Source organism: Pseudomonas sp. MPFS (genome assembly GCF_022537035.1).
Classification (GTDB): domain Bacteria; phylum Pseudomonadota; class Gammaproteobacteria; order Pseudomonadales; family Pseudomonadaceae; genus Aquipseudomonas; species Aquipseudomonas sessilinigenes.
In genome coordinates, this window is record NZ_CP066123.1 from 152387 (window position 1) to 167770 (window position 15384).

Annotated in this window: 1 protein-coding gene; it reads right to left on the reverse strand. The window is 60.2% G+C overall.

From position 1 onward, the window contains the following. Positions 1–14 precede the first annotated feature (14 nt). Positions 15–15377, reverse strand: a complete 15363-nt coding sequence (locus I9018_RS00725; protein WP_241108489.1) for a LapA family giant adhesin — start codon at positions 15375–15377, stop codon at positions 15–17. Positions 15378–15384 lie beyond the last annotated feature (7 nt).

Here is a 15384-nt window from a genome sequence, read left to right on the forward strand (position 1 = left end):
CTGCCGGGCGCCGATCAGCTGTTGTTGTGATCGATCTTGATGGTCGGGTCGCTACCGGCAATCAACGAATTGATGCTGGTATTGGACCAGTTGTTGCCTTCCAGCTTGATCGTCACGTCGGCATTGGCCAGGCCGCCGGCGGCATTGAGCTTGCCTTCGGAGCTGACTTGCAGGGTCGAGACCCCGTCCACGGTGGTGATCTTGAGGAAGTTGTCGATGGTACTGGCGCTTTCGCCCTGCAGCAGGTCCCGCAGGTCGATACGGTCCCCTTCGCTGGCCTTGAAGTCCTTGATCACGTCGTTACCGATATCGCCGGCCTTCCAGACGAAGGTATCGGCTCCCGAGCCGCCGATCAGGATGTCGTTGCCCTGGCCGCCGATCAAGGTGTCGTTACCGGTACCGCCCAGCAGGATGTCATTGCCCTTGCCGCCGTCCAGGAGATCGTTGCCGCCCTGGCCGAAGAGAATGTCATTGCCGGCACCACCCAGCAGCGTGTCGTTGCCATCGTGGCTGCCAGACACATCGAACTCGGTGTAGTGCTCGGTGATGTACTGGTGCACGTTGCTGGCGCTGACCTTGCTGACATCGACGCCGGTCTGCTTGGCCACATAGGCCTGCATGGCCTGGTAACCCTCGCCGGCCACGCCGTTGAAGCTCACCAGGTCGCCGAACAGGATGTCGTTGCCATTGCCGCCATTGATGGTGTCCGACCCCGGCATGGTGGCCTCGGTATGGCCGATGATCGAGTTGGCCAGGTCCTTCGGATCGATGTTGGTCTGCGGCTTGCCATCGGTGTCGTATGGCTTGAGGTCATTGAGGCTGACACCGTTGTTCAGGCCGATGGCCTCCACTTCCGACAGCTTGCTCAACAACGCGAAGCCGGAATTGGAGTTGTTGGTGGTGTTCCAGTCGGTGCTGCCACCTGAACCAGCACGGTACGACAACTCGTAGGTGCCGTCGCCCTGGGCGTGCAGGGTGCCCAGGGTCGAGGCGTTCCAGTAGCCGCTCCAACTGTTGTAGGTCTGCAGGGTCAGCGTACCGTTGCTGCTCACGCTGTAGGCGTGGGTGTTGTCCAGGTAGGTGGTATTGATCGTGTCGCCCAGCTTGTAGTTATTGACGTTGATCAAGTCATCGAGCCTCGGACCGCCACTGTAGAGCGTCGGGTTGGTCTGCTCGCCAGCCTGGTAGAAGGTCGGCTTACCGTCGGTGATGAAGTACGTCAGGTTCTTGGCATTGGTGTTGCTGGTGGCCTGGTTGCTCTGGAAGAAGTTGGCCGTGGTCTTGAACACGTCTTCATAGTTGGTACCGCCGTCGGACCTCATCGAGTCCAGTACGGCCTTGAGCTGGTTCAGGGCGTTCGGGTCGTTGAGGTTCACCGATACTGCCTTGTTGACCTGAGAGCTGAAGTCCGCGAGGAAGATGTTCACCGTGCCCGAACCGGCGCCGCCAATGCTGTTCTTCAGGGTGTTGAACACCGAGGTCAGGGAATCCTTGGCCGCGTTGATGGACGAGCTGCTCATGCTGCCCGAGGTGTCCACCATGAAGGCGATGTTGTAGTTGGTGCCCGGGACCACGGTCAGGCCGCCGATGTCGGCGACCACGATATCGTTGCCGTCGGTACCGTTGACGGTATCGTCGCCGGAGGTGCCGACTACGGTGTTGTAGACGGCCGGGTAGACCTTGACCGGGATCTGCGCCGAAGTGCTGGCAGAACCGCCCAGGGACTCGGTGGAGGTCGAGGTCACGTTGAGGTTGAACGTGCCGTTGTAGTAAGGCGGCGGAGTGACCGTCAGGCTGCCCAGGTTCCAGCCGGTGACGTTGGCCTCGCCGTTGGTTGCCGTGGCGGTGAAGGTGTGTCCGGCGCCATCGCTGAGTACCGAGCCGGCCGGGATGCCGCCGATCTTCACGCTCAGGGTTTCCGAGCCGTCGGTATCGGTCAGTGCGGTGCTGATCTTCACCAGCTTGACGGTGCCACCTTCGGCGCCTTCATTGAGCTTGTAGCCATCGTAGTAGCCCTCGCCGTTGCTGCCGTGCAGCTCGGAAAGGGTGACGCCGGCATTGTTCAGCGCGGTTTCGTTAGGGTACATCGGGATATTGGTGTTGCTCAGGTCGACTGGTGCACCACCATTGACCGACAGGTTGACGTCATAGCTCCCCGGGCCGCTCTGGTTGGCATGGTAGATGTCCAGGGTGTAGTAGCCGCTGGTGGTCGGGGTGAACGAGCCGCTGATGCCGCCACCCGAGCCCCAGACAGCGGTCGCCACGTTCTTGCCGCCAATGGTGATCAGCAGGCTGTCGTCGCCGGTACCGCTGAAGCTGTAGGTCTTGCCGGCCTCCAGGTAGATCAGGCCGGACGTTTTCGAACCGCTGCCGCCTGTGACGTTGGCATCGGACTGGGCATTGGTCACCGTCGTGCTGCTGGTCGGTTTGCCGGAGTTGTCGAACACCGCCTTGAGCGCGTCGCCGGTAATGCCGTTGCCGTTGGTTCCCAGGCCGTTGAGGCTGCTCCAGGTCTCTTTGAGCAGACCGATGGAGTTCACATTGTTGTTATCCACACCCAGGCTCGGCGCATCCGCCACTGGTGCGATGTCGACCTTGACCGTGCCGGTGTTGCCCAGGGCCTGGCCATCGGTTGGCTGGAACTTGATCTGCGCGTAGTCCGCCTGCTTGTTACCCACGCCGGTGCCGCCGTAGCCATCGATACCGGAAGCGTTGGCGTCAGGCATGAAGCGCAGCTTGCCAGCGTCGATATCGGCTTTGCTGAAGGTCTGGTTGTTGGCCACATCCTTCCAGGTCGAACCGTCCAGATACTGCAACTTACCCTCGCCAGGCAGCTGGGTGATCTTCACCCCCAGGCTCGATGCCGGGCTGTCGACGTCGCTGACGCCGAAGTTGCTCCAGCTCAGGGCCAGAGGCGTGTCCTCGGTGCCGGTCACGGCACCGCCGGTGGCCACAGGGGCATCGTTGACCGCCACCACGTTGACGGTGGTGGTGGCGACGTTGGAGTAGTGGTCGCCGTCGGTCACGGTCACGGTGATGACCCGTGGCGTGGTGCTCGGGTCTTCACTGTTGTTGGTGAAGGTGATGTTCTTGATCTGCTGCATGTAGTCGGCCAGGGTCGCCTTGCCCGACAGGGTCAGCGTGATCGAACCATCCTTGCTGTTGGCGTTGATGCTGATGCCGTTGACGCTATTGCCCAGGTTCAGCGAGTCGCCAGGCTGACGGTTGGTCAGCACGATAGTGGCGCCGGTGAGCATGGTGCTGTCCGGGTCGGTGATGCTCAGGTCGGTATCGGCAATCGACACGCCAGGACCGGCGGTACCCTCGGTGAAGGTGACCTTGTAGTCGGCACCGGTGGCGCCGCTGGAGTTGTTGGCATCCAGGTCGATGACCGGCGGTGCGTCGTTGTCGATGATCGAGGTGTTCACACTGCCATTGGTGTCGCTGACCACCAGTTTCTCGAAGTTGCCACCGCTGGCCGAGTCGATCTTGACCACGAAGTTTTCCGTGCTTTCGGTGATCTTGTCGTCGATGGTCGCCACGTTGAAGGTGGCACTGCTGGCGCCGGCCGGGATCTTCACGGTGTAGACGCCCGTGAAGTCCGAACCGTCTGTGGCCGTACCGCTGTAGCTGATCTTCAGGGTGACTTCGGTCTGCGCCGGGTGCGTCAGGCTCACGGTGTAGGTGGCCGTCTGGCCCTCGACGACCGAAGTGCTGCCGGTGATGCTGACAGACGTGGTGTCGATGGTATCGGTGACGTTGGTCACGGCCGGAGTGGTATCGGTGACCAGCTTCTCGAAGTTGCCACCGGTAGCGCCGCTGATGCTGGCGTTGACCTTGCCGGCGTCGATGTACACGTCATCGGCTGGCGCGGCGACGGTCACGGTGCCGGTGGTCTTGCCCGCGGCGATGGTGATGACGGCGCCGTTGTTCAGGGTCACGGTCACCGGCGTGCCGGCGGCGTTGCTCAAGGTGGCGGTGTAGACGATCGAGCCGCCCTCGGCCACGGTGCCGGTAGCGCTGAGGCTGAGGGTCGTGGTGTCGACGGTATCGGTCACGGCGGTGTTGACCGGAGTCTTGTCCCCTACGAGTTTCTCGTAGTTGCCGCCGCTGACGTCGGTGATCGAGTTGGTCACGGAGCTATGGCCGATCAGGGCATCGTTCGGGGCAGTGATACTCACCGAGCCAGTGCTTTCGCCAACCGGGATGGTGATCTTCTCGCCATTGGCCAGGGTGACGGTCACCGGCGAACCGGTGACCGGCGCGGTCACGGTGGCGGTGTAGGTGATGGTTCCGCCTTCGGCTGCCGAAGACGTGGCCTTGAGGGTCACGGTGGAAGTATCGATGGTATCGGTGACATCGGTCACGGCTGGCGTGGTGCTTGGGACCAGCTTCTCGAAGTTGCCGCCTTCGGCTTTGGTGATGGTCGCTTCGACCTTGCCGGCATCTTTATAGACGTCGTCGGCTGGAGCCGGAACGGTGACAGTGCCGGTGGTCTTGCCGGCACCGATAGTGATCACTGCGCCGTTGCTCAGGGTCACGGTCACCGGAGTACCGGCAGCATTGCTCAGGGTGGCGGTGTAGGTGATCTGGCCACCTTCGGCCACGGACGGTGTGGCCGTCAGCGACAGGTTGGTGGTGTCGATGGTGTCGGTCACGGTGGTGCTGACCGGTGTTTTATCAGCGACCAGGTTTTCGTAGTTACCGCCGCTGACGTTGGTGATGGAGTTGGTCACGGCGGAGTGGCCAACCAGTACGTCGTTTGGAGCGGTGGTGTTGATTGAGGCGGTGGTTTCACCAACCGGGATGGTGATCTTCTCGCCATTGGCCAAGGTCACCACGACTGGAGAGCCAGTCACTGGAGCGGTGACGGTCACGGTATAGGTGATCTGGCCGCCTTCGGCTGCCGATGGGGTCGCCTTCAACGATACGGTCGAGTCGTCGATGGTGTCAGTGACGTTAGTAACGGCTGGCGCTGGGTTGGTCACCAGGTTCTCGAAGTTGCCACCTTCAGCCTTGGTGATGGTGGCTTCAACCTTACCGGCATCCTTGTACACATCATCGGCAGGCGCAGGAACCGTAACGGTGCCGGTAGTTTTGCCTGCTTCGATGGTGATGACTGCACCGTTAGACAGGGTGACAGTAACGGGAGTACCCGCCGGGTTGGTCAGGGTAGCGGTGTAAACAATGGAACCGCCTTCTGCCACGGTGCCCGTGGCGGACAAGCTCAAGCCAGTGTCATCAACAGTGTCGGTGACGTTGGTATTGACCGGAGTCTTATCGGCGACCAGGTTCTCGTAGTTGCCACCGCTCACATCGGTGATGGAGTTGGTCACGGCGGAGTGGCCAACCAGTACGTCGTTTGGAGCGGTGGTGTTGATCGAGGCTGTGGTTTCACCAACCGGGATGGTGATCTTCTCGCCATTGGCCAAGGTCACCACGACTGGAGAGCCAGTCACTGGAGCGGTGACGGTCACGGTGTAGGTGATTTGGCCGCCTTCAGCCGCTGATGGAGTCGCTTTGAGCGACACGGTCGAGTCATCGATGGTGTCAGTGACGTTAGTGACCGCTGGTGCCGGGTTAGTCACCAGGTTTTCGAAGTTGCCGCCTTCAGCCTTGGTGATGGTCGCCTCGACCTTGCCGGCGTCTTTATAAACGTCGTCTGCTGGCGCTGGGACGGTGACGGTGCCAGAGGTTTTACCGGCTTCGATGGTAATCACCGCGCCGTTGGACAGCGTTACGGTGACCGGAGTACCGGCAGCATTAGTCAGTGTCGCGGTGTAAGTGATCTGGCCACCTTCAGCTACGGTGCCGGTAGCGCTGAGGCTCAGGCCAGTGTCATCGACGGTATCAGTGACATTGGTGTTGACTGGAGTTTTGTCCGCTACGAGGTTCTCGTAGTTGCCACCGCTCACATCGGTGATGGAGTTGGTCACGGAGGAGTGACCAACCAACGCATCGTTCGGTGCAGTGATGTTGATCGAGGCGGTAGTTTCACCAACCGGGATCGTGATCTTCTCGCCATTGGCCAGGGTCACTACAACCGGTGAGCCAGTCACAGGGGCAGTGACAGTCACGGTGTAGGTGATCTGCCCGCCTTCGGCTGCCGAAGGTGTGGCCTTCAACGACACAGTCGAATCATCGATGGTGTCGGTGACGTTGGTGACCGCTGGTGCCGGGTTAGTCACCAGATTCTCGAAGTTGCCACCTTCGGCTTTGGTGATGGTCGCCTCGACCTTGCCGGCGTCTTTATAAACGTCGTCTGCTGGCGCTGGAACCGTAACGGTGCCGGTGGTTTTGCCTGCTTCGATGGTGATGACTGCACCGTTGGACAGGGTCACGGTAACGGGAGTACCCGCCGGGTTGGTCAGGGTGGCGGTGTAAACAATGGAACCGCCTTCTGCCACGGTGCCGGTGGCGGACAAGCTCAAGCCAGTGTCATCAACAGTGTCGGTGACGTTGGTATTGACCGGAGTCTTGTCGGCCACCAGGTTCTCATAGTTACCGCCACTCACATCGGTAATGGAGTTGGTGACGGAGCTGTGGCCAACCAGGGCATCGTTTGGAGCAGTGACATTGATCGAGGCAGTGGTTTCACCAACCGGGATGGTGATCTTTTCACCATTGGCCAAAGTAACGACCACAGGCGAGCCAGTCACAGGGGCAGTGACAGTCACGGTGTAGGTGATCTGGCCGCCTTCAGCCGCCGACGGAGTCGCTTTGAGCGACACGGTCGAGTCGTCGATGGTGTCAGTGACGTTCGTGACAGCTGGCGCTGGGTTGGTCACCAGGTTTTCGAAGTTGCCACCATCCGCTTTGGTGATGGTCGCTTCAACCTTGCCGGCATCTTTGTAGACGTCGTCTGCTGGCGCTGGAACCGTAACGGTGCCGGTAGTTTTGCCAGCCTCGATGGTGATCACAGCACCGTTAGACAGGGTCACGGTGACTGGAGTACCCGCAGCGTTGGTCAAGGTCGCGGTGTAGGTGATTTGGCCACCCTCAGCCACGGTGCCCGTGGCGGACAGGCTCAGGCCAGTGTCATCGACGGTATCGGTGACATTGGTGTTGACTGGAGTTTTGTCCGCTACGAGGTTCTCGTAGTTGCCGCCGCTCACATCAGTGATGGAGTTGGTGACGGAGGAGTGCCCAACCAGCGCATCATTTGGAGCAGTGACGTTGATCGAAGCAGTGGTCTCACCGACTGGGATGGTGATCTTCTCGCCATTGGCCAGGGTCACTACAACCGGTGAGCCAGTCACTGGAGCGGTGACAGTCACGGTATAGGTGATCTGGCCGCCTTCGGCTGCCGAAGGAGTCGCTTTCAACGACACGGTGGAGTCGTCGATGGTATCGGTGACGTTCGTGACAGCTGGCGCCGGGTTGGTAACCAGACTCTCGAAGTTGCCACCTTCAGCTTTGGTGATGGTGGCTTCAACCTTGCCGGCATCCTTGTACACATCATCGGCAGGCGCAGGAACAGTGACTGTACCGGAGGTTTTGCCTGCCTCGATGGTGATGACCGCACCATTACTCAAGGTCACAGTCACCGGGGTGCCCGCAGCATTAGTCAGTGTCGCGGTGTAGGTGATCTGGCCACCCTCAGCCACGGTACCAGTAGCGCTGAGGCTCAGGCCGGTATCGTCAACGGTGTCGGTGACGTTGGTGTTAACCGGAGTCTTATCGGCTACGAGGTTTTCGTAATTGCCACCGCTCACATCAGTGATCGAGTTGGTGACGGAGCTGTGGCCGACCAACGCATCGTTCGGTGCGGTGACGTTGATCGAGGCGGTGGTTTCGCCGACTGGAATGGTGATCTTCTCGCCATTAGCCAAGGTCACCACGACTGGAGAGCCTGTCACAGGGGCGGTAACGGTAGCGGTGTAGGTGATCTGCCCGCCTTCGGCTGCCGACGGAGTTGCTTTCAACGACACGGTGGAGTCGTCGATGGTGTCAGTGACGTTGGTGACCGCTGGCGCAGGGTTAGTCACCAGGTTTTCGAAGTTGCCGCCTTCAGCCTTGGTGATAGTGGCTTCGACTTTACCGGCATCCTTGTAGACGTCGTCGGCAGGAGCTGGGACGGTGACGGTGCCGGAGGTTTTACCGGCTTCGATGGTGATCACGGCACCGTTGGACAGCGTTACGGTGACCGGGCTACCGGCGGCGTTGGTCAGGGTAGCGGTGTAGGTGATCTGGCCACCCTCAGCCACGGTGCCGGTGGCGGACAAGCTCAAGCCAGTGTCATCAACAGTGTCGGTGACGTTGGTATTGACCGGAGTCTTGTCGGCCACCAGGTTCTCATAGTTACCGCCGCTCACATCGGTGATGGAGTTGGTGACGGAGCTGTGGCCGACCAACGCATCATTCGGTGCGGTGATGTTGATCGAGGCGGTGGTTTCGCCAACCGGGATCGTGATCTTCTCGCCATTGGCCAGGGTCACGACCACAGGCGAGCCGGTGACTGGGGCAGTGACAGTCACGGTGTAGGTGATCTGTCCACCTTCAGCGGCCGATGGGGTCGCTTTGAGCGACACGGTCGAATCATCGATGGTGTCAGTGACGTTGGTGACCGCTGGTGCCGGGTTGGTCACCAGGTTTTCGAAATTGCCGCCTTCAGCCTTGGTGATGGTGGCTTCAACCTTGCCGGCATCCTTGTACACATCATCGGCAGGCGCAGGAACAGTGACTGTACCGGTGGTTTTGCCTGCTTCGATGGTGATGACTGCACCGTTGGACAGCGTTACGGTGACCGGGCTACCGGCGGCGTTGGTCAGGGTAGCGGTGTAGGTGATCTGGCCACCCTCAGCCACGGTGCCGGTGGCGGACAAGCTCAAGCCAGTGTCATCAACGGTGTCGGTGACGTTGGTATTGACCGGGGTCTTATCGGCGACCAGGTTCTCGTAGTTGCCGCCGCTCACATCGGTGATGGCGTTGGTCACGGAGCTGTGGCCAACCAGTGCATCGTTCGGTGCAGTGATGTTGATCGAAGCAGTGGTTTCACCAACCGGGATGGTGATCTTCTCGCCATTGGCCAGGGTCACGACCACAGGCGAACCCGTTACGGGCGCAGTGACAGTCACGGTATAGGTGATCTGACCGCCTTCGGCTGCCGAAGGTGTGGCCTTCAACGACACAGTCGAATCATCGATGGTGTCAGTGACGTTCGTGACAGCTGGCGCTGGGTTAGTCACCAGGTTCTCGAAGTTACCGCCTTCAGCCTTGGTGATGGTGGCTTCGACCTTGCCGGCATCTTTGTAGACATCGTCAGCCGGAGCAGGGACGGTCACAGTACCGGTAGTTTTGCCAGCCTCGATGGTGATGACCGCACCATTACTCAAGGTCACAGTCACCGGGGTGCCCGCAGCATTAGTCAGTGTCGCGGTGTAGGTGATCTGGCCACCCTCAGCCACGGTACCAGAAGCGCTGAGGCTCAGGCCGGTATCGTCAACGGTGTCGGTGACGTTGGTGTTAACCGGAGTCTTGTCGGCCACCAGGTTCTCATAGTTACCGCCACTTACATCGGTAATGGAGTTGGTCACGGAGGAGTGACCAACCAGGGCATCGTTTGGAGCTGTGACGTTGATCGAGGCGGTGGTTTCACCGACCGGGATGGTGATTTTTTCACCGTTGGCCAAGGTCACCACGACTGGAGAGCCTGTCACTGGAGCAGTGACAGTCACGGTGTAAGTGATCTGCCCGCCTTCGGCTGCCGAAGGTGTGGCCTTCAATGACACGGTGGAGTCGTCGATGGTGTCAGTGACGTTAGTGACCGCTGGTGCAGGATTGGTCACCAGGTTTTCGAAGTTGCCGCCTTCAGCCTTGGTGATGGTGGCTTCAACCTTACCGGCATCCTTGTACACATCATCGGCAGGCGCAGGAACAGTGACTGTACCGGTGGTTTTGCCTGCTTCGATGGTGATTACAGCACCGTTGGACAGCGTTACGGTGACCGGGCTACCGGCGGCGTTGGTCAGGGTAGCGGTGTAGGTGATCTGGCCACCCTCAGCCACGGTGCCGGTGGCGGACAAGCTCAAGCCAGTGTCATCAACGGTATCGGTGACATTGGTGTTGACGGGAGTTTTGTCCGCTACGAGGTTCTCGTAGTTGCCGCCGCTCACATCGGTGATGGAGTTGGTCACGGAGCTGTGGCCAACCAGTGCATCGTTCGGCGCAGTGATGTTGATCGAGGCGGTAGTTTCACCAACCGGGATCGTGATTTTTTCACCGTTAGCCAGGGTGACGACCACAGGCGAGCCAGTGACGGGCGCAGTGACAGTCACGGTATAGGTGATCTGCCCGCCTTCAGCTGCCGATGGGGTTGCTTTGAGCGACACGGTCGAATCATCGATGGTGTCGGTGACGTTGGTGACCGCTGGTGCTGGGTTGGTCACCAGGTTTTCGAAATTGCCGCCTTCAGCCTTGGTGATGGTCGCTTCAACTTTGCCGGCATCTTTGTAGACATCGTCAGCCGGAGCTGGAACGGTCACGGTGCCGTTAGTTTTTCCAGCCTCGATGGTGATGACTGCACCATTACTCAAGGTCACAGTCACTGGCGTACCAGCGGCATTGGTCAGGGTGGCGGTGTAAACGATGGAGCCGCCTTCAGCCACGGTGCCCGTGGCGGACAGGCTCAGGCCAGTGTCATCAACGGTGTCGGTGACGTTGGTGTTAACCGGTGTTTTATCGGCGACCAGGTTCTCGTAGTTACCGCCACTTACATCGGTAATGGAGTTGGTCACCGAAGTGTGGCCAACCAGGGCATCGTTCGGTGCGGTGACATTGATCGAGGCGGTGGTTTCACCAACCGGGATCGTGATCTTCTCGCCATTAGCCAAGGTCACTACAACAGGCGAGCCAGTCACTGGAGCGGTGACGGTCACGGTGTAGGTGATCTGGCCGCCTTCAGCTGCCGATGGGGTTGCTTTGAGCGACACAGTCGAGTCGTCGATGGTGTCAGTGACGTTAGTAACGGCTGGCGCTGGGTTAGTCACCAAGTTCTCGAAGTTACCGCCTTCAGCCTTGGTGATAGTCGCTTCAACCTTTCCGGCGTCTTTGTAGACGTCATCGGCCGGAGCCGGAACGGTGACAGTACCGGTGGTTTTACCCGCTTCAATGGTGATTACGGCTCCGTTGCTCAGGGTCACGGTCACCGGAGTACCAGCAGCGTTGGTCAAGGTCGCGGTGTAGGTGATCTGGCCACCTTCGGCGACCGTACCAGTAGCGCTCAAGCTCAGACCGGTGTCATCGACGGTATCGGTGACGTTGGTGTTAACCGGGGTCTTATCGGCGACCAGGTTCTCGTAGTTGCCGCCGCTCACATCGGTAATGGAGTTGGTGACGGAGCTGTGGCCGACCAGGGCATCGTTTGGAGCAGTGATGTTGATCGAAGCAGTGGTTTCGCCGACTGGGATCGTGATCTTCTCGCCATTGGCCAGGGTCACTACAACCGGCGAGCCAGTGACGGGCGCAGTGACAGTCACGGTATAGGTGATCTGGCCGCCTTCAGCCGCCGATGGAGTCGCTTTGAGCGACACGGTCGAGTCGTCGATGGTGTCAGTGACGTTCGTGACAGCTGGCGCTGGGTTGGTCACCAGGTTTTCGAAGTTGCCACCATCCGCTTTGGTGATGGTCGCTTCAACCTTGCCGGCATCTTTGTAGACGTCGTCTGCTGGCGCTGGAACCGTAACGGTGCCGGTAGTTTTGCCAGCCTCGATGGTGATGACCGCACCATTACTCAAGGTCACAGTCACCGGGGTGCCGGCAGCGTTGGTCAAGGTCGCGGTGTAGGTGATTTGGCCACCTTCGGCGACCGTACCAGTAGCGCTCAAGCTCAGACCGGTGTCATCGACGGTGTCGGTGACGTTGGTATTGACTGGTGTCTTATCAGCTACGAGGTTTTCGTAATTGCCACCGCTCACATCAGTGATCGAGTTGGTGACGGAGCTGTGGCCGACCAACGCATCGTTCGGTGCGGTGACGTTGATCGAGGCGGTGGTTTCACCAACCGGGATGGTGATCTTCTCGCCATTGGCCAAGGTCACCACGACTGGAGAGCCAGTCACTGGAGCGGTGACGGTCACGGTATAGGTGATCTGGCCGCCTTCGGCCGCCGATGGGGTTGCTTTGAGCGACACAGTCGAGTCGTCGATGGTGTCAGTGACTTCGGTGACTGCTGGCGTGGTACTCGGTACCAAGTTCTCGAAGTTACCACCGTCTGCCTTGGTGATGGTCGCTTCGACCTTGCCGGCATCTTTGTAAACGTCGTCGGCAGGCGCAGGAACAGTGACTGTACCGGTGGTTTTGCCTGCTTCGATGGTGATGACTGCACCATTACTCAAGGTCACAGTCACTGGAGTGCCAGCAGCGTTGGTCAAGGTCGCGGTGTAGGTGATCTGGCCACCTTCGGCGACCGTACCAGTAGCGCTCAAGCTCAGACCGGTGTCATCGACGGTGTCGGTGACGTTGGTATTGACCGGGGTCTTATCGGCGACCAGGTTCTCGTAGTTACCACCGCTCACATCAGTGATCGAATTGGTGACGGAGCTGTGACCAACCAGGGCATCGTTTGGAGCAGTGACGTTGATCGAAGCAGTGGTCTCACCGACTGGGATCGTGATCTTCTCGCCATTGGCCAAGGTCACTACAACCGGTGAGCCAGTCACTGGAGCGGTGACGGTCACGGTGTAGGTGATCTGCCCGCCTTCAGCTGCCGATGGGGTTGCTTTGAGCGACACAGTCGAGTCGTCGATGGTGTCAGTCACATCAGTAACGGCAGGTGCTGGGTTGGTCACCAGGTTTTCGAAGTTACCGCCTTCGGTCTTGGTAATGGTGACTTCAACCTTGCCGGCATCTTTATAGACGTCGTCGGCAGGCGCAGGAACAGTGACAGTACCGGTCGTCTTACCCGCTTCGATGGTGATCACAGCACCGTTGGACAGCGTTACGGTGACCGGAGTGCCGGCAGCATTGGTCAGGGTGGCGGTGTAAACAATGGAACCACCTTCTGCCACGGTGCCAGTAGCGCTGAGGCTCAGGCCAGTGTCATCGACGGTATCGGTGACGTTGGTATTGACTGGTGTCTTGTCGGCTACAAGGTTCTCGTAATTGCCACCACTTACATCGGTAATGGAGTTGGTCACCGAAGTGTGGCCAACCAGGGCATCGTTCGGTGCGGTGACATTGATCGAGGCGGTGGTTTCACCAACCGGGATGGTGATTTTTTCACCGTTGGCCAAGGTCACTACGACTGGAGAGCCTGTCACAGGGGCAGTGACGGTCACGGTGTAAGTGATCTGTCCACCTTCAGCTGCCGATGGGGTCGCTTTGAGCGACACAGTCGAATCATCGATGGTGTCAGTCACATCAGTAACGGCAGGTGCTGGGTTGGTCACCAGGTTTTCGAAGTTGCCGCCTTCGGTCTTGGTAATGGTGACTTCAACCTTACCGGCATCTTTATAAACGTCGTCAGTCGGAGCTGGAACGGTCACGGTGCCGGAGGTTTTGCCCGCTTCGATGGTGATGACGGCGCCGTTGGACAGGGTCACGGTAACGGGAGTACCCGCCGGGTTGGTCAGGGTAGCGGTGTAGCTGATCTGGCCACCTTCTGCCACGGTGCCGGTGGCGGACAGGGTCAGGCCAGTATCATCGATGGTATCGGTAACCGTGGTTTGTGCAGGGTTGCCATTGACCTCGAGTTTTTCGTAGTTGCCACCTTCAGCCTTGGTAATGCTGGTGCTCAGGGAGCTGCCGCCGGCCAGGGCATCGTTAGGCGCGGTGAAGTTGACCGAGCCGGAAGACTCGCCGACCGCAATGGTGATGGTCTGGCCGTTGGACAGGGTCACCACGACAGGCGACCCGGTGACGGGGGCGGTGACCGATGCGGTATACACCACGGTACCGCCCTCGGCGACGCTTGGGGTCGCGGTCAGGCTGATGGTGGAGGTGTCGATGGTATCGGTGACGTCCGTGACGGCCGGCGTGGTGTTCGGCACCAGGTTCTCGAAGTTGCCACCCTCGGTCTTGGTGATGCTCACCTCGACCTTGCCCGCATCCTTGTAAACGTCATCGGCGGGTGCCGGTACGCTGATGCTGCCGGTGCTGGCACCGGCGGCAATGGTGATCACCGCGCCGTTGGACAGGGTCACGGTCAGGGGCGTGCCCGCCGGGTTGGTCAGGGTCGCGGTATAAACGATGGTGCCGCCTTCGGCCACGGTACCGGTAGCGGTCAGGCTCAAGCCGGTATCGTCGATGGTATCGGTAACGGTGGTTACCGCCTTGTCCGGGTTGGCGACCAGGTTTTCGAAGTTGCCGCCGTCGGCCTTGGTGATACCGACTTCTACCGTACTGCCATTCTTGTAGACGTCGTTGGCCGGTGCCGCTACGTCTACCGAGCCGCTGGACTTGCCCGCCTCGATGGTGATCACCGAACCGTTGGACAAGGTGATGGTCACCGGCGTCTGTGCCGGGTTGGTCAGGGTGGCGGTGTAGGTGATCTGCCCGCCTTCGCTGACGCTGCTATCGGCGGTCAGGGTGACAGTGGTGGTGTCGATGGTATCGGTGATCTGGGTCACCGCCGGGTTCGGGTCGACGGTGACGATCAGGCCGCTGCCGCCCGTGGTGCCGGTTACGTTGACGCTGATCTGGCCCGGATCGATATATACGTTGTCCTGCGGCGCCATGGGCACCTGCACGGTGCCCGTCAGCTGGCCGGCGTTGATCACGATTACCGCGCCATTGGACAGGGTCACGGTCAGGTCGGTCAGTGGCGCCTGGGTCAGGGTGGCGGTGTACACCAGCGTGCCGCCTGCCTCGGTAATGCTTGGGGTCGCACTCAGGGTGAGGGTGGACGGCCGCAGGCTATCGCTGCCGTTGCCGTTGTTGGTCAGGCCATTGTTGTCCTGGCCGCCGAATGTATTGTCCAGGGCCGAAGTGGCGCGCCCCAGGCCGGCAGTTGGGAAGCCGATGGTGGGGTCGACCCGGCCAGCGGTTTCTTCCAGCTGGACGAAGCTGTGACCGCCACCCGCGGCGCCTCCAGGGCCTGTTGCGGTCGGGCCGGCGGCAGTGGCTTCCAGGTCGGTGGTCGGGTCGACGCCGGCAGCGATGGCTTGCTGCAGCTCGGCAACCGAAGGCGCGGCCTGGGCAGCGGCTTGGGCCAGGTCGCTACCGGAGTCGGGTGCGGCACCGCTCCATTGGGTGTCGCGGCCCAGGTCGAGTGTGCGTCCATCGGTCAGTTCCAGGCTGACGGCCCCGGCCGTGCCGGTGTCCACCTGATCACCCACGAACAGGCGATCGCCTTCGATGAGTATGCGTCGGATCCCTTCCGGGGATACCACGAAAACTTGACCGACAATGCTTTTGACGATGGCAACAACACTGCTCATTGGGGAC